Annotated in this window: 17 protein-coding genes; 15 read left to right on the top strand and 2 right to left on the bottom strand. The window is 41.0% G+C overall.

What is annotated here, in order from left to right; genetic code table 11:
* Window positions 1–5: 5 nt before the first annotated feature.
* Together ACO6S0_RS05795 and ACO6S0_RS05790 are read right to left on the bottom strand one after the other, a co-directional pair.
* Window positions 6–3,353 (bottom strand): TonB-dependent receptor, encoded by a 3,348-nt coding sequence (locus ACO6S0_RS05795; RefSeq protein ID WP_422351053.1) that lies wholly within the window; start codon window positions 3,351–3,353, stop codon window positions 6–8.
* 383 nt (window positions 3,354–3,736) lie between these two features.
* Window positions 3,737–4,888: a FecR family protein gene (locus tag ACO6S0_RS05790; protein WP_422351052.1), complete on the bottom strand. Its 1,152-nt coding sequence runs from the start codon at window positions 4,886–4,888 to the stop codon at window positions 3,737–3,739.
* 99 nt (window positions 4,889–4,987) lie between these two features.
* Here ACO6S0_RS05790 and ACO6S0_RS05785 point away from each other — a divergent pair, with 99 nt between their 5' ends.
* The 15 genes from ACO6S0_RS05785 (at window position 4,988) to ACO6S0_RS05715 (ending at window position 18,069) form a co-directional block, all read left to right on the top strand.
* On the top strand, window positions 4,988–5,581 hold the full coding sequence (locus tag ACO6S0_RS05785) for an RNA polymerase sigma factor (protein ID WP_422351051.1): 594 nt from the start codon (window positions 4,988–4,990) through the stop codon (window positions 5,579–5,581).
* A 356-nt stretch (window positions 5,582–5,937) separates the two neighbouring features.
* The gene (locus tag ACO6S0_RS05780; RefSeq protein WP_422351050.1) at window positions 5,938–6,162 is read left to right on the top strand and encodes a helix-turn-helix domain-containing protein; all 225 of its coding nucleotides are present in this window, start codon (window positions 5,938–5,940) and stop codon (window positions 6,160–6,162) included.
* A gap of 635 nt (window positions 6,163–6,797) precedes the next feature.
* Window positions 6,798–7,214 (top strand): hypothetical protein, encoded by a 417-nt coding sequence (locus ACO6S0_RS05775; protein ID WP_422351049.1) that lies wholly within the window; start codon window positions 6,798–6,800, stop codon window positions 7,212–7,214.
* 3 nt (window positions 7,215–7,217) lie between these two features.
* Window positions 7,218–7,646, top strand: a complete 429-nt coding sequence (locus ACO6S0_RS05770; RefSeq protein ID WP_422351048.1) for a DUF1761 domain-containing protein — start codon at window positions 7,218–7,220, stop codon at window positions 7,644–7,646.
* A 10-nt stretch (window positions 7,647–7,656) separates the two neighbouring features.
* Window positions 7,657–8,145 (top strand): YybH family protein, encoded by a 489-nt coding sequence (locus ACO6S0_RS05765; RefSeq protein WP_422351047.1) that lies wholly within the window; start codon window positions 7,657–7,659, stop codon window positions 8,143–8,145.
* 53 nt (window positions 8,146–8,198) lie between these two features.
* A complete protein-coding gene (locus tag ACO6S0_RS05760; RefSeq protein ID WP_422351046.1) occupies window positions 8,199–9,071 on the top strand; it encodes an RNA polymerase sigma factor in 873 nt (290 codons plus the stop codon).
* 100 nt (window positions 9,072–9,171) lie between these two features.
* Window positions 9,172–9,750, top strand: coding sequence for a TetR family transcriptional regulator C-terminal domain-containing protein (locus ACO6S0_RS05755; RefSeq protein WP_422351045.1), 579 nt, complete (start codon window positions 9,172–9,174; stop codon window positions 9,748–9,750).
* A gap of 153 nt (window positions 9,751–9,903) precedes the next feature.
* The gene (locus tag ACO6S0_RS05750; protein WP_422351044.1) at window positions 9,904–10,701 is read left to right on the top strand and encodes a carboxymuconolactone decarboxylase family protein; all 798 of its coding nucleotides are present in this window, start codon (window positions 9,904–9,906) and stop codon (window positions 10,699–10,701) included.
* Window positions 10,694–11,524, top strand: a complete 831-nt coding sequence (gene budA / locus ACO6S0_RS05745) for an acetolactate decarboxylase (protein ID WP_422351043.1) — start codon at window positions 10,694–10,696, stop codon at window positions 11,522–11,524. The genes ACO6S0_RS05750 and budA overlap by 8 nt, the downstream gene beginning before the upstream one ends.
* 76 nt (window positions 11,525–11,600) lie before the next feature.
* A complete protein-coding gene (locus ACO6S0_RS05740; protein ID WP_422351042.1) occupies window positions 11,601–12,497 on the top strand; it encodes an SDR family oxidoreductase in 897 nt (298 codons plus the stop codon).
* Between the two features lie 181 nt (window positions 12,498–12,678).
* Window positions 12,679–13,239 carry a Crp/Fnr family transcriptional regulator gene (locus tag ACO6S0_RS05735; protein WP_422351041.1) on the top strand — a complete coding sequence of 187 codons (561 nt, stop codon included), beginning with the start codon at window positions 12,679–12,681 and terminating at the stop codon, window positions 13,237–13,239.
* 85 nt (window positions 13,240–13,324) lie between these two features.
* On the top strand, window positions 13,325–14,104 hold the full coding sequence (locus tag ACO6S0_RS05730; RefSeq protein WP_422351040.1) for an SDR family NAD(P)-dependent oxidoreductase: 780 nt from the start codon (window positions 13,325–13,327) through the stop codon (window positions 14,102–14,104).
* Window positions 14,105–14,127: 23 nt separating this feature from the next.
* Entirely contained in the window at window positions 14,128–15,522 is a 1,395-nt protein-coding gene (locus tag ACO6S0_RS05725) for an aldehyde dehydrogenase (protein ID WP_422351039.1), read from the top strand.
* A 150-nt stretch (window positions 15,523–15,672) separates the two neighbouring features.
* On the top strand, window positions 15,673–17,061 hold the full coding sequence (locus tag ACO6S0_RS05720; protein WP_422351038.1) for a TolC family protein: 1,389 nt from the start codon (window positions 15,673–15,675) through the stop codon (window positions 17,059–17,061).
* Window positions 17,062–17,076: 15 nt separating this feature from the next.
* A complete protein-coding gene (locus ACO6S0_RS05715) occupies window positions 17,077–18,069 on the top strand; it encodes an HlyD family secretion protein (protein WP_422351037.1) in 993 nt (330 codons plus the stop codon).
* Window position 18,070 lies beyond the last annotated feature (1 nt).

Here is an 18,070-nt window from a genome sequence, read left to right as displayed (position 1 = left end):
AATTTTTAAAGTGTTATGTTTACCCCAAAAGCGTAACGCTTAGTAAACGGATAAATATTAGTAGCACCGCTATTCTCAGCGTCATAACCTCCATCTAGATGATCAATCGTTAACAAATCCTCACCACTGAAAAACAATCTAATTTTGTCAATTCCCACTTTATTGGTCACGTCAACGGGCAATGTATATCCCAAAGTGACGTTTTTCAAACGTGCATAAGCACCATTCTGTTTGAACAAGGTAGAGTGCCTCCAGTTATGCCACCTTACATCATTCGTAATTAATCTTGGGTACGGAGCATCTGTGTTTTCAGGAGTCCAAGTAGTGCCATAGAATCTTTTAATTGGTGGCCTCCAAGGTTGTGACCATGGAATAGCAAAATCCCCCGAGTAGAAATGTGTACGTTTTGCTACCCCTTGAATGAATGCACTAAAATCCCATCCTTTGAAAGCGGCATTCAGGTTTACACCAAAGGTGTATCGTGGGTCAACTGTTCCAAGCGGAACAATATCAGCATCATTTCCTTCATCATCCACTACTGAAATTCTTCCATCGCCATTTATATCCTCGAACATTGAATCACCAAGACCCAACTGGCTTGAGGGTAAATTTTCTAGACTGGCAAACGTATCTAGTTGCTCTTGGGTCTGTATCAACCCTGTAAACCTGTATCCGAAATACGTATTTATCGGAAAACCTTCTCGTGTGCCATTTAAACCGGAACTGGCTAAATCAGCACCATTTAAGTCGATTAATTTGTTTTTATTATCTGCCACATTAAATCTAACACCATATGAAAAACCGGATTCTGTTTGGTCATTCCAACCTAAATTCAATTCCCAGCCTTTGGTCTCCAATTCCCCAATGTTTTGACTTGGTGGACTTCCGCCCAAAACAGCCGGTAAATTAACTCCAACCAACATATTGTCATTTTTCTTGACGAAATAATCAAATCCAACATTCAACCTAGAATCCAAGAAAGCTACATCAAAACCGAAATTGGTTGTTTTAAGTTCTTCCCATGACCTTATTGTGGAGACCAGTCCTGCCTCTGATGCCGATAATGTTGGTGCAGGGGAATCACCAAAAGCGTAATTAAATGTTCCCAGATTAATATTAGGTAAATAATCGTATAAGCCACCAGCATCTTGATTTCCTGTTGTACCCCAAGAAACGCGCAACTTTAGGTTATCAAAAATATTTTGATCTGCCATGAATTTTTCTTCCGAAAGTACCCAGGCACCAAAAACACCATAAAAGTTACCCCACCTTTGGTCTGGAGAAAAACGGGAAGTTCCGTCCCTTCTGAAATTAAATTCAGCTATATATTTGGAATCAAACGAATAACGGGCCCTTCCAAAGAAAGACTTAATTGCCCAATGCTCACCACCACCTTCAGAAATTACATTGTCTGAACCTCCCAAGTTTAGCGCAAACAACTCCTCTTGGGAAAAACCCTGTCTTTGGCCCAAAAACCATTGGTATTCTTGCTCTTCATGGCTGGCACCTCCGGTGACGGCTACATTATGCTTATCAGCTATTAGGGTTTCATAATCGAAATATGCCGTATAATTTCGATAGGTAGTTTTCTCATTTTGTTTATATACAAACGGAATGTCAGTACCATATTCGAAATATTGAAACTCATCACGGAAATTATAGTATGGTACTTGCTTTGTAATATTTTCGGTATTCCTATTTGTACTTGTAAGACCAGCCTGACCTGTTATGGTAAGACCTTTTACCGGCTTAAAAGTTGCCTTAACATTTGTTCTTATAACCTGTGTGTTCTGTGTTTTAACACCATTGTCAAATGACCCTAAAGGACTTCCCCATCCCCATTGGCCAAAGTAATTCCCGCCTTCTGTCAATGCAGGAAACCAGACATAGTTGGACACCACAGATTCCAATGCCCTGTCCGTACCACTTAAACGTGCTCCTGTATGAACATCCGCCGTTTCCCTTCGCTTGTTATCTTCAAGGGAGATACGGGTATCCAGTCTCAATTTATCAGAAATGTCAAAACCATAGTTCATTCTTAGGTTAAGCCTTTCATTATCATCCGGTGCCGGAGCAATAATACCGTCAGTAAACACATAACCAGCTGAAAATAGGTAATCGGAATGCTCCCCACCCCCACTTACATTGGCGTTGTACTGTTGTTGATGGCCATTCTCAAACACAAGATCATTCAAATTTGTAGTTTGAAAGAAAATGGCATTCCCCGCAGGATCTAGTGGTAATGGTGGAGTGTCCGGCCCTATATTGTCTATCCAATCCACCCAACCAGAAGTACCTCCTGCATTGGCTATGGCATCAATCTCCATTTCAGCCCACTGCCTAACATCTACCAACTCAAACAAGTTTGCAGGAGTGTTGATTGAGTAGGTTGAACTAAGTTCAATTTTAGGCTTTTCTCCTTTTTTTCCTCTTTTGGTGGTTATTAAAAGAACACCTCCAGCTGCACGAGCCCCATAAATGGCTGCAGCCGCATCTTTCAATACTGTTACATTGGCTATGTCATTTGGATTCAATAAATCCAGAGAACCCGGAATCCCATCTATAACGACCAGAGGGTTATTACCATTATTGATCGACGAAAAACCTCGGATGTTTATATTGAAATTCTCTCTGCCAGGTTGTCCGCTCGATTTAGTTATTGTGAGACCTGGTATTGCTCCTTGCAATGCCGTAGTCACATTGTTCACGGGTCTGTTTTCCAGGATTTCTGAATCAATTTGATCCACGGCACCGGCAACAGTCTTTCTTTCTTGGACACCATACCCTACCACTACAACTTCCTCCAATTGAGCGGTATCTTCGACAAGCACAATACCCAAAGATGTCCGCCCAGAAAGCGGTATGCTTTGGGTAACAAAACCAATATAGGATACTTCAAGAACAGCATTTTCATCGGAAACATCAATACTAAAATTACCGTCAAAATCGGTATCCGTACCATTGGCAGTTCCTTTCTCAACAATACTGGCTCCAGGTAATGGATTACCATCACCATCTGTAACTGCTCCACTTACCGTGAACTGCATCGATTCATTCGCCCCAACTGGTCCTGTATTGTTCTGAACCCTTTTTCTGAGCATTACCTGTGTGTTCCTTACCTTATAATCCGTTAAGGTCCCATCAAAAAGGATATCCAAAACCGCCTTTATTCGTTGGTCCTTTACATTTATTGTTATCAATCGCTGCAGATTGACGTCTTCAAGTTTATAGACAAACCTAAAATCGGTTGACCGCTCAATCGCTTCCAACACGTTTTCAGTAGTTACATCTTCAAAATCCAAACTTATTCTGGTCTTTTGCGAATAGGTGTTATTTGCTTGAAGATTAAGCATAACTATCAAAATGAATATTGAGGTTAATTTCATTTTTAAATCAAACTTAAAATTTTGCAATAGTAACCCACCTGTTTGTGGCTTTATTTTCATATTTTTAAATGGTTGTTGTGGTTATTTATTGTATTTAATCACATTACTTTCAATCGGGAAATGTTCGCAGCATTTTCCGATTTTTTAGTTTATTGGTTCAAAATTCCGATCCAAGCTGGAATTGGTTCAGTCCAGTTACACGGGTTAAGAGCGCATGCCCCAGCTTACTCCACACAATATGAAGCCAAAGGTGGACAGGACAATCCTCTTAAAAATTAAAAAATCAGGAGATATTGGTCAGTTCATAAAGTGTGGTTTCTTGAGTTGTTAGATTTGTTGGTTTACTAGTTTTAGTTTATAATGACAGTATTGTTTTCAATTGTATAGTCCATTCCCAATACATCATCCAGGTAGATCAATATATTTTCTATCGGCTCTTTTTTAAAGCTGGCATTGAACAGCACCCCTTCAAAATCTTTATTGGTGTTGACAACGGTAATGTTGTAGTAACGTTCCAGAGTTCGAAGCATATTGCCCAGTGTACTTTTCCTAAACAACAGCTCACCTTTCATCCAAGACGTATAGAGCTCGGTATTCACCCTTTCCACTTGGATCTCCGCATCCAGATATCGGCCCAATTCTCCTTTTTCTCCCGGAACCAGAACAATCGGCTCATTGTTTTTCCCAACAGCATTTTTAAGCAATTCAACCGAACCTTCCACCAAAACCACTTGTGTGGCCGGGTCGTCCGAGTATGACGAAACGCTAAACTGTGTACCCAAAACCTGAACATTGATTCCGTCCGTATTCACCAAAAATGGAGCGGATTCATTCTTGGTCACATCAAAAAAGGCTTCCCCCTGCAAAAACACCTGCCTAGTACCTTCATCTTCGATAAATTCCACAGGATATCTCAATGAACTCCCTGCATTCAAATAAACCAAGGTGCCATCAGATAGGGTCAATTGCATTTGTTTTCCATAGGGAACGTTCAATTGGTTGTACTGAAGTTTTTTTTGGCCCGTTCCGTTATTGTAGGTCAATTGTCCTCCGTTCTGCTTTGCGACCACTTCGCCTTTCTCATTAACCATTTCAAAAGTCCCGTCCTCTTTCATGATCTTTACCTCGCCATTGGCCAATTTTAACGAGATACTCTTATCCTCAATTAGTAAGGGCGGGTGGTGTTCCTCGTGCTGAATTGCCCTATAAACCAGTCCCAAGACAAGTAATACTGCGATTGTCGCTGCGTACTTAATTGTGCTTCCAAACTTACCCCAATATATTGAACGTTTATCGTTCTTGATTTTTGTCAATAAAAAACGTTTGATCTCTTCGTTGTCGAAATTGCCCATAATGTAATTGGTGGTATGGTTTACCTTAACCAGGTCATAAAAAATTTGTTCGTTTTCAGGTTCTCTGAGCCAAATAGATAACTCGTCCAGTTCTTCACTGGTTATTGAATTGACTAAGAATTTTGCAATTATCCGTTCGATTTTTTCCAATGCTTTATATTATCACGCAGCCATTTTATTAAACCCTAGTTTTTTTAACATTTTTTTTTAATTCCATAACATTTTGATTTTTTTTATACATTAAGCCCGATGGAAGTAGCATTTGAGAAGGAGTTTGTTTTAATCCAACATCTCAAAAAGGGAAATGAGAAGGCCTATGCATATATGGTGGATAGATACAGTCACAAATTATGCGCCTATGCCAGCAGTTTGACCAATGATCCCGTAGTCGCCCAAGATATAGTTCAGCAAGTATTTATAAAGGTGTGGGAAAGAAAAAATCGGTTGAATGCCAATTTCTCTTTCTCCAACTTTCTTCATAAATCCGTATATAACGAGTTTATCGATCAATACAGAAAAAGACAAGCGGTGACCTTATTGGAAAAAAAATATATCGATGCTTTGGGCCACATTGTAGAACAAGACCAGTCTTTACTTGAAAAGCAAATTGCCCTGGTCAGACGCGAAATACAAAACCTTCCCCCAAAATGCAAACAGGTTTTTTTGTTAAGCAAGCAAGAAGGGTTGACCAATTTGGAAATAGCTGAGTATTTAAGTGTATCCACTAAGGCTGTGGAAGGACATATTACCAAGGCTTTTTCAATCCTCAGAAAGAAAATGAAAGGTAAAATGGAAGGCGTCTTTTTCGTTCTGTTCCCATTCTTAAAACAAGGGTTTCGCTAGACACTATCATATTCTAAATTTGATGCCCCTCAAAAGTCCTAATGCAAACTAAATCTCCTCTTACCAATTGGAGCATAAAATTCCTATTAAGCAAAGGCTGATTATGATACTTTTTTGACATTACCTACTTTTTTATTGACCAATCGGTTAATTTTGTTTGTGTTCTTTGCATTTTTAGTAGAATCATAGGTTTAAAAAATGAAGCTTCGTTATTTAGACAGGATCAATACTTCTAATAATTCGTTCAGTGTTGAGCACCATGTGTTTCCTTTTTTTTTAGGGAATAATAAAATAATGAGTAAACCCATTATTATATCTTTAAAAACATTAACAAAGGCAACTTTAGTCTTAGGGAAGTGGCAACCATCTCGCCTATGAGTCCATCAGCTTCTAGCCGTTGGTTTAAAAAAGTCAAAAGAAAAACATTCAACGAACACGTCAATGAGGTGAGAATTGGGCATGTCCGCAAATTGTTGCACCAATATAATTCTAACATATCAAGGGTTTCCTATAAATCTGGATATAATAAAATTTCAAATTTCACTGGACAATTCAAAAAAATTGCCGGACGGACTCCTTGAATTTCAAAACCTAATATGGGATTAATCATTGCATCAAACAGGAAGGTTGGGGTTTTGCTAAAGAACTCGTCCTTCTTAACATCCAGAAGGGCCGGATGAAAAGACTTCAAACCTTCTTCATACATGCCTGGATGCAGGTACCGCCTCAATTAGAGGAATTAAGCCAATGGAAACCCCAAGAGTTTCATACAAAAGTTTGCCGAAATAGTATCAGTCACACTGAAGTTGGAAACAGAAACGGCATTCGCTTCTTCCCATTTATCATCAAAATCATTTTTGGGACTCAGGTTTTTTTCATGTTTTACATGGAACAAGTGAATGGATAGATTTTTTGATTTTAGTAAAATATCATTTAACCCCTTAGAAAACCTATTGCGCAATTTCTTAATCGCCCACTCCATACTGGACTGTCCCGAGCAAAGCCATGCTTCTCCTATTAACACGTTGTCCAATATCTCTTGACAGATGTTTTAGGAATTTTACTTTTAACTGCTTTTCCTCTAAAAAAACATCTCCATTTTCAACTCACCATTAGTCGGTCCCGATCACTTCCCTTCGTCGATTTAAAAAGATATGCTACGGTCACACTTTTCTTATCCATGTGTCCAATCTACATACAATAAAAAATAAACATTATGACTAAACAAAATTTTGATGTCCAAAGCATTGCCATCAGTGCAAATCCAAAAAAAGTATTTGAATTCGTGGCCGAACCTGCCAACGTGCCGAAATGGGCCATCGGATTTTCTGATGTGGAGGATAACATGGCCTACATGCAAACGCCCAACGGAAAGATGAAGGTCGGGCTTAAAATGAACTCCAACAGCGCATTGGGCACTGTTGATACCGTTATGGAAATGCCCGACGGTAGTATTGGCCGGGCCTATTCTCGAATCATTCCAAATGATGGAGGGCGATCCGCAATCTTCTCATTCGTGCTGATGGCGCCCCCGGTACCATTGGAATTGCTTGAGGGCACCTTGGAGGAACAACGAAAGCAATTGGCTGAAGAGTTGCAATTGTTGAAAAAAATATTGGAATCAAACATTTGAGTTATGGAGGTAAAAATCAATCTGAACCATTTTGCAATACTAGCAGCAAGTTTTGTGAACTTTTTATTGGCATTCGTATGGTATGGTCCCTTGTTCGGTGAAACCTGGGCCATCGGTGCCGAAGTGTCAAATCCTGAAACCCCACCCATATGGGCGACCATAACCAGTTTTATCGTAGGTGTGATGTCATCCTACGGTTTTGCCATTATTTTAATGTACTCTAAAAAATTTGGCGTTGCTGATGGGCTAAAAATAGGGGCCTTGGTCTCGTTGGCCTTCTTGCTACAGGTCATTATCGGTCCTTGGTTGTTTTCGGGCAGGTTTTTGCTCTTCGCGGTAAACATGCCCTATTTTACATTAACGGCCCTAATCTCTGGACTGATCATTGGCAAATGGCAAAAGCCGCATCTTAATATTAATCCAAAATCATAAAATTTTTATCATGGATAAAATGGTTAAAAAAATTATCGTGTTAGTTTTATTCGTTTCAGGCTACCATAGTCACGCGCAGAGTCATCGAACCTTACATAAGACAATGAACGTGGAAGAAGAAAAGGTAATGCAGGTCATCACTAAAATGACCACAGCATTCCACAATAAGGATATAGATGGAATCATGACTACCTATGATTCCAGTGCGATGGTGGTATTTGAACCTGAACGGCCGATTTCCGATAAAAGGGAGTTGAAAGAAACATTCCTGGGAGCTTTTGCGATCAATCCCAAATTCACTTACAGTGGTCACGAGATATATGTGACGGGCGATTCAGCGGTTCATTTGGCCCCATGGACAATGCTTGGGACAGCTCCTGACGGAACGAAAATCGAACAAAGTGGCTTATCCATTGCTGTTTTGCGCAAACAAGAAGACGGAAGTTGGCTTATGATATTCGATAATCCACATGGACAATATTTAATGGATAAGAAGTAATAGTTGAAAAGCTCTTTGAAGAGTCAAAGGGCTTTTTCTTTTTAAACAATGTTATGTCAAGATTTAATGTGTCAAAAATTTTAGAAGCAGATGAACTGCTCATCAAAAATGCGCTGTCAGGTAATAAATCAGCTTTGGAAAATTTAATCAAAAAGCACCAAAGTTGGATCTACAACGTAGCCCTAAATTTAACCGCGGACAGTAACGAGGCAGCTGACCTGCTTCAAGAGGTGCTCATCAAGGTAATAACCAACCTCAGTCAATTTAAGGGTGAAAGTAAATTTCAGACTTGGGTGTACCGAATCATCAAAAACCATTTTCTGAATGCAAAAAGGTCAAAGTACCATGATCAGGTTATCTCTTGGGAGGACTATGGAAATAGTCTTGATCAAATAAAAAATGTCGATTTGGAAGATTCGTTCAATGTAGATAAAAAATTGATTGTCGAAGAGGCAAAACTGAGTTGTATGAAAGGTATGCTTCTATGCTTAACGCCTCAACAACGTCTTGTCTATGTGATGGGCGAACTATTTGAACTACCGGATACCACTGCCAGTGAAATTTTGGAAATAAACCGAGATGCGTTTCGCAAAAGGTTAAGCAGGGCCAGAAAACAATTGTATGGATTCATGAACGGTAAATGTGGTTTGATCAACAAAAAGAACCCGTGCCGTTGTGCTAAGAAAACACTGGGGTTCATCAAAAAGGGGTACGTAGACCCCAACAACCTACAATTTCAGAAAAAGGTAGTTGCCAAGATTGAAAGTGTCGTTGAAAAAAAACTGGTGGAATATGAAAATGAAGGTCATGCCGCTTACCGGAAACTATACCAAAACCATAATTACCAAGAGCCCGATGACCTGCTGTTGTCCTTAAGGAAATTTCTTGACTCCAAGGCTGTTCGTAACACCTTTGACATCCAATAGCCCGCCGCTGTTGACCGAATCAATATAAGTGACTATCTAAAAAAAGGTTAAATTCTTATGACCATAGACGACCGGTCTAATAATTTTATATATTTGGACCATGAAGGAGGAAACACGAGACAAAATTTTGGAGGTTGGCGTTGACCTGATTGCCCAAAAGGGTTATAATGGCATTGGTATTCAAGAAGTCTTGGATGGAGCCCAGGTGCCCAAAGGGTCGTTCTACCATTATTTCAAAAACAAAGAGGACTTTGGTCTTCAGGTAATACAAAAGCATGGGGTCAATTCACTGCAGTACATAGCTTCATTTTTATCAAACACATCCATAGCGCCCTTGCAAAGAATTTTTGCCCTTTTTGAAGACATCCAAGATGTATATGAAAAAAAGGAGTTTAAAGAAGGCTGTCTGTTGGGCAATTGCAGTACGGAACTTGCCGACCAAAAGGAGTGTTTCTCCTCTACCTTGGAAAATGAATTCCTAAAAATGGAGAACCAATTTATTGTTTGTCTCAAAGAAGCAAAAAACAATGGGGAACTAAAAACAGAGGTATCCCCTGAAGAGCTGGCAAGCTTTATCGTCAATTCATGGGAAGGTGCCATTTTGAGAACGAAGTCCATTAAAAGCAACGAGCCCATGAAAATTCTAGTGAAATTTTTAAGAACACAGATCCTGGTATAAAAAAATTTAACCATATACTAGACGACCAGTCTATTAATACCTACAAACTACATGAAATTGAAGTCCAATTTTCCAAACGTTAACCCTAAAACGCTACTTGCCCTATTGTTCTTAGTCCTAGGGGAACAGGCATACAGTCAAAAAAACAAATCCATGAACAAAATACACAGCGAAAAATACCAAATTGGTTGGGAAAACTTAAAAACCATTGACGGAAAAGCCGGTGAAAAAATAGTGGCGTCCCTTGAAGGTATATCACCTGACCTGGCCACATACATCATAGCTTTTGCCTTCGGGGACATTTACGAAAGACCCCTCCTAGATCACAAAACCAAAGAAATTGTGATCGTGGCCGGACTTACAGCAATGGGCAATGTCAGAGCTCAGCTCAAAGTACATCTTCATGCAGCATTGAACGTAGGGTGGACCATTGCCGAAGTACAAGAAGTAATCCTGCAAATGTCAGTGTATTCTGGGTTTCCTTCTGCGGTGAACGGCATGACCATTTTAAAAGAAGTTCTGGAAGAAAGAAAGGCACAGGGTGCCAAAGACCCCAAGGGCCACAGCAAACAAGTTGAAATTCCCGAGGGAAAAACGAGAATGGACGTGGGGATTGCACAGTTGGAAAAGTTAGATGCGGCACCTCTTGACAAGCTCAATGAAGCCTTTGAAGATGTTTCCCCAGACTTTATGAAATATGTCCTGGAATACGGTTTTGCCGATATCTTGGCCCGACCGGGCCTTGACTACAAAACAAGGGAAATGGCCACCATTTCAGCGCTAACTGCACTGGGCCTAACTGATCAGCTCAAATTCCATATTAGGGGAGCCATGAACTTGGGCGCAAGCAAGGAAGAGGTAGCCGAAATAATGATTCTGATGGGCATATTTTCAGGATTTCCTGCAGCGGTGAACGGCACTTTGGCACTTAAAGAAGTTACCGGTGAGTAACAAAGAAGCCATAATCGCAATCTACATGATCGTGCCATTTTTACTGTGCAGCGGGCCTCTGTATCCTCAAAATGACAAAGACCAAAACAATAATGATACATCAAAGACCAAGATGACGACCGCAGACGACAGGACCATGCATTCAAACATTTCCAACAAATTGTTTCACTATAGTTCTGTAGATGCCTTTATATCAGGTAAACTCTATGACGGAAACTACACTTATAAGTCCCTACTTGAACACGGAGATTTTGGTTTGGCAGCAGCAGATAAAATAGATGGTGAGGTAACCATTTTGGATGGGAAAATATATCAGACCAAAGCCAATGGCAGGACCTTTGAGCTAAAGTTGAAAGACAAAACACCTCTGGCCTTTGTCTCTAACTTTTCGGTCGATTTAAAGTGGTCGGTCAACAAAAGGTTTACAAAGGAAACCCTGGAAAAGCACCTTAAAAATCGTTTCCAAAAATCCGATTATATCTACGCAATAAAGATTTCCGGTACGTTCAACGCGTTAAAAACAAGAACCTACAGTCCCGTGACCAAGCCTTATCCTGAATTTTCTGAAATAGCGAAGGACCAAAAATTGTTTGAAATCCAGAAGGTCGTTGGAAACATTGTTGGCTTTTTTGTGCCTCCTTCTCTAAAAGGCGTGAATGTTCCCGGTTTTCATTTCCATTTCCTCTCCGAAGACAAAAAACAAAGTGGTCATGTTTTGGAATTGGAAATAGAGCAGGCCCAAATCGAAGTAGGTAAATTAAATGGGTATGTAGTCCATTTTTTCCAACGTGAAAATTTTCAAACAATGGGCACGAAAAATTAACCGTACAAAACCAGGGAAGTAAAAAAGACTGGGAGATCATCTCACTTCAATCAATATTAATTCTAAATGTTTAAAAATGTCAAAACAAATTCAAAATGTAATTGTTACAGGCAGTAGCAACGGCTTTGGTTACCTAACAGTACTAACCTTGGCTCGAAAAGGGCACCACGTGTTCGCTACAATGAGGAATGTCAATGGTGGCAATGCCACAAAGAGAGACGAACTGCTAAAGATTGCCGACAGGGAAGGTCTCAACATCAAAGTGGTGGAATTGGATGTAAAAGACCAAAATTCCATAGACCGTGCTGCCATTGAAATTCAAAAAGAGGCAGCGCATATCGATGTGCTCATCAACAATGCCGGAACTATGTTCGTTGGAATCTCGGAAGCCTATAGCATTGAGCAAATCGAAGATCAAATGAGTGTCAATTTTTATGGTCCGATTAGGGTGGCCAAAGCTTTTCTTCCGTTGTTGAGGAAAAATGGCGGCTTGATTACCAACGTTTCTTCTGTTGCCGGCAGGTTGGCATTTCCCTATTTTGGCGTGTACTGTGCTAGCAAATGGGCCATGGAGGCCTATTTTGAATCTTTGGGCTATGAACTGGCACCTTACGGCGTGGATGTCAGCATTGTAGAGCCCGGTCCCTTTGCCACCAACTTATTGCACAGTGGTCCCAAGGAGGCTGATTCTGAAGTTCTTAAAACATACGGGGAAGATGCCAATGTTCCAGGGACCACTTTAGAGGGGTTCGATGCCATGTTTAAAAGTGGAAGCCCAGATGTTGACCCACAACATGTTGCGGATGCCATTTCACAACTTGTCCATTCAGAACAAGGCCAACGTCCTGTACGCACAGTGGTAGGCCAAGATTTTGGGACAGTAGAGCTCAATGATGCAGTTGCACCGATTCAAAGACGTTTGATCACTGATGTTCTTCAAATGAATCACCTACTTGGAGCAAATCATAATTAGGTTGTGCTATTGGTGGGTTGAACCATGAAACATCCATGTTCCATGGTTCGACCCACTTATTTGGTATATTTATCAATCTTTTTGTAATACAAAAAGTGCCTTTTCGTATTTTCAGTTATTAGTATCCAAACTTTCAATTACGTTTAATTGAATTTTATGTATCAGTCAAAACGTTGGGCTTATGGTCAGGGCAGATAAATATATTACTTCAAAAAACCTGATAGAATGGAATATTGAACATCGTCTTGGATTGACCACCCGTTCTATAAAAAAGGGAGAGCTATTGCTTGAGGCAGGGCAGCGATGCGATTATTTCTATTTTGTCTTGAAAGGGTTTATACGCATTTATTACCTTGACTTAGACGGAAATGAGATAACCCATTGGTTTTCTTCAGAAAACTCTATGATTACCTCACCATTTAGTTTTCTAAAGCGGGAGGAAAATATCCTCTTTTTTGAAGCACTTGAAGACACGGAATTAATATTGATCACTTCAGAACAACTCAATACGATCATCTCCCAATTCCAGTCAACGGAAAAGGCATTTAGAAATTTGTATGCCGAGTTCGCCATGGTTTTGAGCAGGAGGGTCATTGGCATTCAGACAGAAACCGCCGAAGAACGATATCTGAAACTAATGAAAGAGCACCCATACTTGTTTCAAAAGGCAAAGCTTGGTCATATCGCTTCTTACTTGGGGATTACGGCTCAAAGCTTAAGCAGGATCAGAAAAAATCTATGATTCCATTTTTTACCATAGGTTAATTTTACCCGCTTTCTCTACCTGTAAATTTGTGATACATTTTTAATATTCAAAAATTATCGCAATGAAAAACGTAGCATTGATTACTGGGGCAGCTGGCGGTATTGGGAAAGAATTCGCCAAGATTCATGCTTCACGGGGTGCCGGCATAATAGCTGTTGACATCAATACTGAAGGACTTAAAACCCTTAAGGCTGAAATTGAGAATCAAAACAGTGTTGAGGTTTATACCATTGTCAAGAATCTAACGCAACCTACCGCCACACAAGAAATTTACGAAGAGGTCAAAGGCCTTGGAATCGGAATAGACTATCTGATCAACAATGCAGGATTCGGTGGCATTGGGAAGTTTTATGAGCGCCCTTGGGTGAAAGACCTGGCGATGATTCAAGTGAATATCCTAGCCCTGACCTCACTGACCCGGTTTTTTCTGCCCGAATTTGTCGAGCGCAATTCTGGAAAGATCCTGAACGTATCTTCCACTGCCAGTTTGATCCCAGGACCTTTGCAAGCTGTCTATTTTGCCACAAAGGCGTATGTGACTTCTTTCAGCAATGCCCTATCAGGGGAGCTGCACAACACCAATGTCAGTGTTACCGCGCTGCTACCGGGACCAACGGAGACTAACTTTGGGGCAATTTCAGGAATGGACAAAACCTCCATTTATAAAAACACTGCTCAGGTTTCAGATGTCGCAAAAGATGGTTATGATGCCATGATGGAAGGAAAATTGGAAGTTATTTCAGGGCTTCCTTGGTCGCAGCGTCTGCAATTGTCATTTGTGCCGTTGATCCCGAAAAAAATGCAGCTCATGATGGTACGAAAAGGTCAAGAAGTCCAATAAAAGATAATTTCAAATAAAGACTTATGAACAAGGCTATTGATAAAACAGATTTTGAAGTTGAAGTAGAACAACTTGTACAAAATCAAAGAGCTTACTTCAATACCAATGCAACAAGACCCATCGGTTTTAGGCTTGAGCAACTTAAAAAACTGAAAGAGATTTTACTTCAACATGAAGATGAGATGCATGACGCCATCTACAAAGATTTTGGCAAGTCAAAATATGAGAACCAACTGGTCGAAATTTATCCGCTTATTGATGAGATCGACATAGCTATTAAGAGGCTTAAAAAATGGGCACAACACAAAAGCGTCAAAACCAACTTGCTGAATTTTCCGGCCAAAAGTTATTTGGTACCAGAACCATTGGGTGTTAGTTTAGTGATCGGGGCGTGGAATTTACCTTATAACTTATCACTTACCCCATTGGTAGGCTCAATGGCCGCGGGCAACACAACCATTGTGAAGCCTAGTGAACTACCAGCGAGAACGAGCAGCATCATGGCAAAAATCATCAATGAAAACTTTGACCCTAATTATTTGAGGGTCGTAGAAGGTGCCATACCTGAAACGACCGCACTGTTGAAGCAGCGATATGATAAAATTTTCTTTACTGGTAGCCCAAAAGTCGGTAAAATCGTAAACAAGGCCGCAGCGGAAAGTTTGACGAATGTCACCTTGGAATTGGGCGGAAAAAACCCTGCTATTTTTACCAAGGACTGCGCTCTAAAGATGGGTGTCAAACGAATGATCTGGGCAAAGTTTGTCAATTCGGGCCAATTTTGTATCACCACCGATTATGCCTTGGTGCACAGGGACATCAAGGAAGAATTTCTAAAGTTCGCTGTGGAAGAGATTGAAAAGAATAATTTCTCGAGGGAAAATAACAATTATGTCCAAATCATCAATGAAAGAAATTTTGATCGCGTAGTCAATCTGATCGACCCTGACAAGGTTTATTATGGCGGTACACATAACCGGGAAGAACGCATCATAGACCCCACTATTTTGCACGATGTTTCTTTAGATGATGCGGTGATGCAAGAAGAGATTTTTGGCCCCATACTTCCAGTCATTGAATATGAAACCATTGATGAAGCATTTGAAATCATTAAAAGGTTCGAAAAGCCATTGGCTGCTTATCTCTTCTCTCACAGCAGTGCAACGAAGGAAAGATTCTTAAATGAAATCCCTTTTGGAAGTGGGGCAATAAACGATTGTGTAATGCAAATTTCAAACCCCAATCTACCTTTTGGTGGTGTGGGCCACAGTGGCATGGGCCGTTATCATGGTAAATACAGTTTTGAGTGCTTCTCCCATTTTAAGTCAATTTTGGATAAACCGACCGTGCTGGAAACGAACTTGAAATATTACGGGTATTCAGAAAAGCAAATGAAAATTATAAAAGTGTTGAGTTAAGTTCAAACCTTCAACAACACCTTCAAGATTTTGTCTGACCTAGGTCAGAATTTCCCTCGACCGCGACCTTTACTTTTACCGCGAAATTGGTAAAAAGATGGGGCAATCACAACCCCTTCCAATGTTCGCCACAAAAAAAGCAAGAATAAAATGAACACAAAAACCGATACCTTTTCGGAAGGTTACCCTAGACTTGGGATATTGAAGTACCTCTTTCTTTCGATATGTTTTTCATTGCTGTTACCATCGGTCATGGCGCAGGACTTGTCACTCTCGGATGCCCATGGACTGCTGCTGGAAAACAACGGCAGGTTCAAATCGGCGGTGTTTAATACCGAAAAAACATCAGAAGAGAAAAAGGCTCAACAGGGGCTTCACTATCCCTCTTTGGTCATCTCGGGAACTTACCTGCACCTTCAAGACGATATCTCTGTAGACCTTACTCCTCAGCGTGATTTGGTAGCAGGTTTTTTGCAAATTGACGACCCCGAAGCCCTAGGTGACTGGCAACGATTGCTACAAGGCCAGGATTTTGCTTTTGCAAGTGCCGAGCTGAGTTGGCCGCTGTTTACTGGAGGACGCATCAATGCTGCAAACGAAGCAGCTTCCCTTAGACATGATATGGCCCACGACCAGCAAGATCTGCAAGAGAATGGACTCACCATTCAATTGATAGAGACATACTATGGTGCCAAGTTGACCTATGAACTGGTGGAATTGAGGCAAGAGGTCTTGAGTTCCGTACAGCGCCACAAAGAACGGGCCGACAAGTTTTTTGCAAACGGGATCATTGCCGAGGTTGAGACCCTTAACGCTGAAGTGGCCCTGTCAAATGCCCAACGTGAGCTTAAGGCGGCCCAAAAAGATTATAGCTTGACAGAAACGGCACTGAAAAAACTCATCGGATTTGAACAATTTGACAATCTCTCCTCCCTTTTCAAAAGTCCAGAAACCGTGACTGCCCTAGAGCAATACCAAGAAAAAATGTTGCAGAACAACATTCAACTTCAGCTATTGCATAAAACGGAAGAACTGACCAAAACAGGTATTAAGGCAGAAAAAAGCGCCTATCTTCCAAGTTTGGCGGTTGTGGGAAACTATCGGTTTTTCAATGAAAACCTGGCGTTGGGCCAAGTTAACTGGTACGTTGGATTGGGCATGGAATGGAACATTTTCAATGGATTTCAAAGAGAACATAAAATAAAAGCCGCTGAACTTAACCAATTGAAGGCCGATGCAACAAAGATTCAGGTAGAGAAAGATTTGTTGACCTATACCGAGAGGCTCTACAGTACGATGGAAAAGCAATTCGACCTTTTTATAGGCCTGGAAAAGGAAGAACAACTGGCCGAAAGGCTGAAGTTTATGCGTGAAAGGGCTTTTCAACAAGGTCTGGGCACTTCTTTGGAAGTCATTGATGCCACGATGAGACTCTCACAAATCCAATTTCTAAAGCTGCAAGCACTTTACGAATTCAGCAAGACAAAAGGTGAATTGATGGTTCATATCGGCGAAACAGAAGATTATATACAGCAATAAAAAAACACCTCGACAATGAAAAACAAGGGCTTTAGCAAGACACTTCTGGGCATAATTGCCGCACTTGTAGTGGTATTGAGCATACTATGGATATTTCTAAAACCTGAAGAATTGGTTTTTCAAGGGCGGATTGAGGCGACCGAGATTTACCTTTCGGCCAAAATAACCTCTCGCTTAAAGACCATTGAGGTCAATGAAGGTGGATCAGTGACCGAAGGCCAACTTTTGGCCACCTTGGAGAGCCCCGAACTCGATGCCAGGGAGTCTCAGGCCCTGGCCGCGAAGAGTGCGGCCGAAGCCATGAAGCTGAAAGCCCTGAGAGGTGCCAGGCCCGAAGAGATAGCGGCCGCAAAGAGTGTCTATAAAAAGGCAAAGGCCGCTTCAGAAGTAATGAGAAAAACATATCAGCGCATTGAGAATCTATACAAGGACGGATTGCTTCCTGAACAAGATAGGGATGAGGCCTTTGCAAAAATGGAAGCTGCCATTCAAGATGAAAATGTTGCATACAACCGATATATCATCGCCACAGATGCGGTACGAAAAGAAGACATTGCCGCCGCCAGAGCCAATGAAAATCAAGCATCAGGGGCACTGCAAGAGCTCGAAATAATGCGGGGCGAACGAGAAATTGTCTCAAACCTAGACGGCGAGGTACTGGAGTTTTTGCCGGAAAAAGGCGAGTTGATCGGTGCGGGCATGCCGGTGGTACATCTCGTAGATCTAGAGAACTCTTATGCCGTTTTAAATATCAAGGAAACCGAGATAATGCACTTTGAAAAAGAGTCTGAATTTATGGCCACCGTACCCGCACTGGGCAATGAACAGCTGAAGTTCAAGGTATATTTCATAGCTCCCCTCGGTGATTTTGCCACATGGAACGCCACAAAGACAAGGGGCGAGTTTGATGTGAGAACCTTTGAGATCAAGGCCCGCCCTGTACAGGGTGGCGGACGGCTACGTCCAGGCATGAGCGTTTTGGTCGATGGTTCACAATTTGACGGGTAAG

Origin of the sequence: Flagellimonas sp. (assembly GCF_965233845.1) — a bacterium.
Taxonomy (GTDB): domain Bacteria; phylum Bacteroidota; class Bacteroidia; order Flavobacteriales; family Flavobacteriaceae; genus Flagellimonas.
The sequence above is the reverse complement of the archived record's forward strand: the minus strand, read 5'-3'. Positions and strand labels throughout refer to the sequence as shown.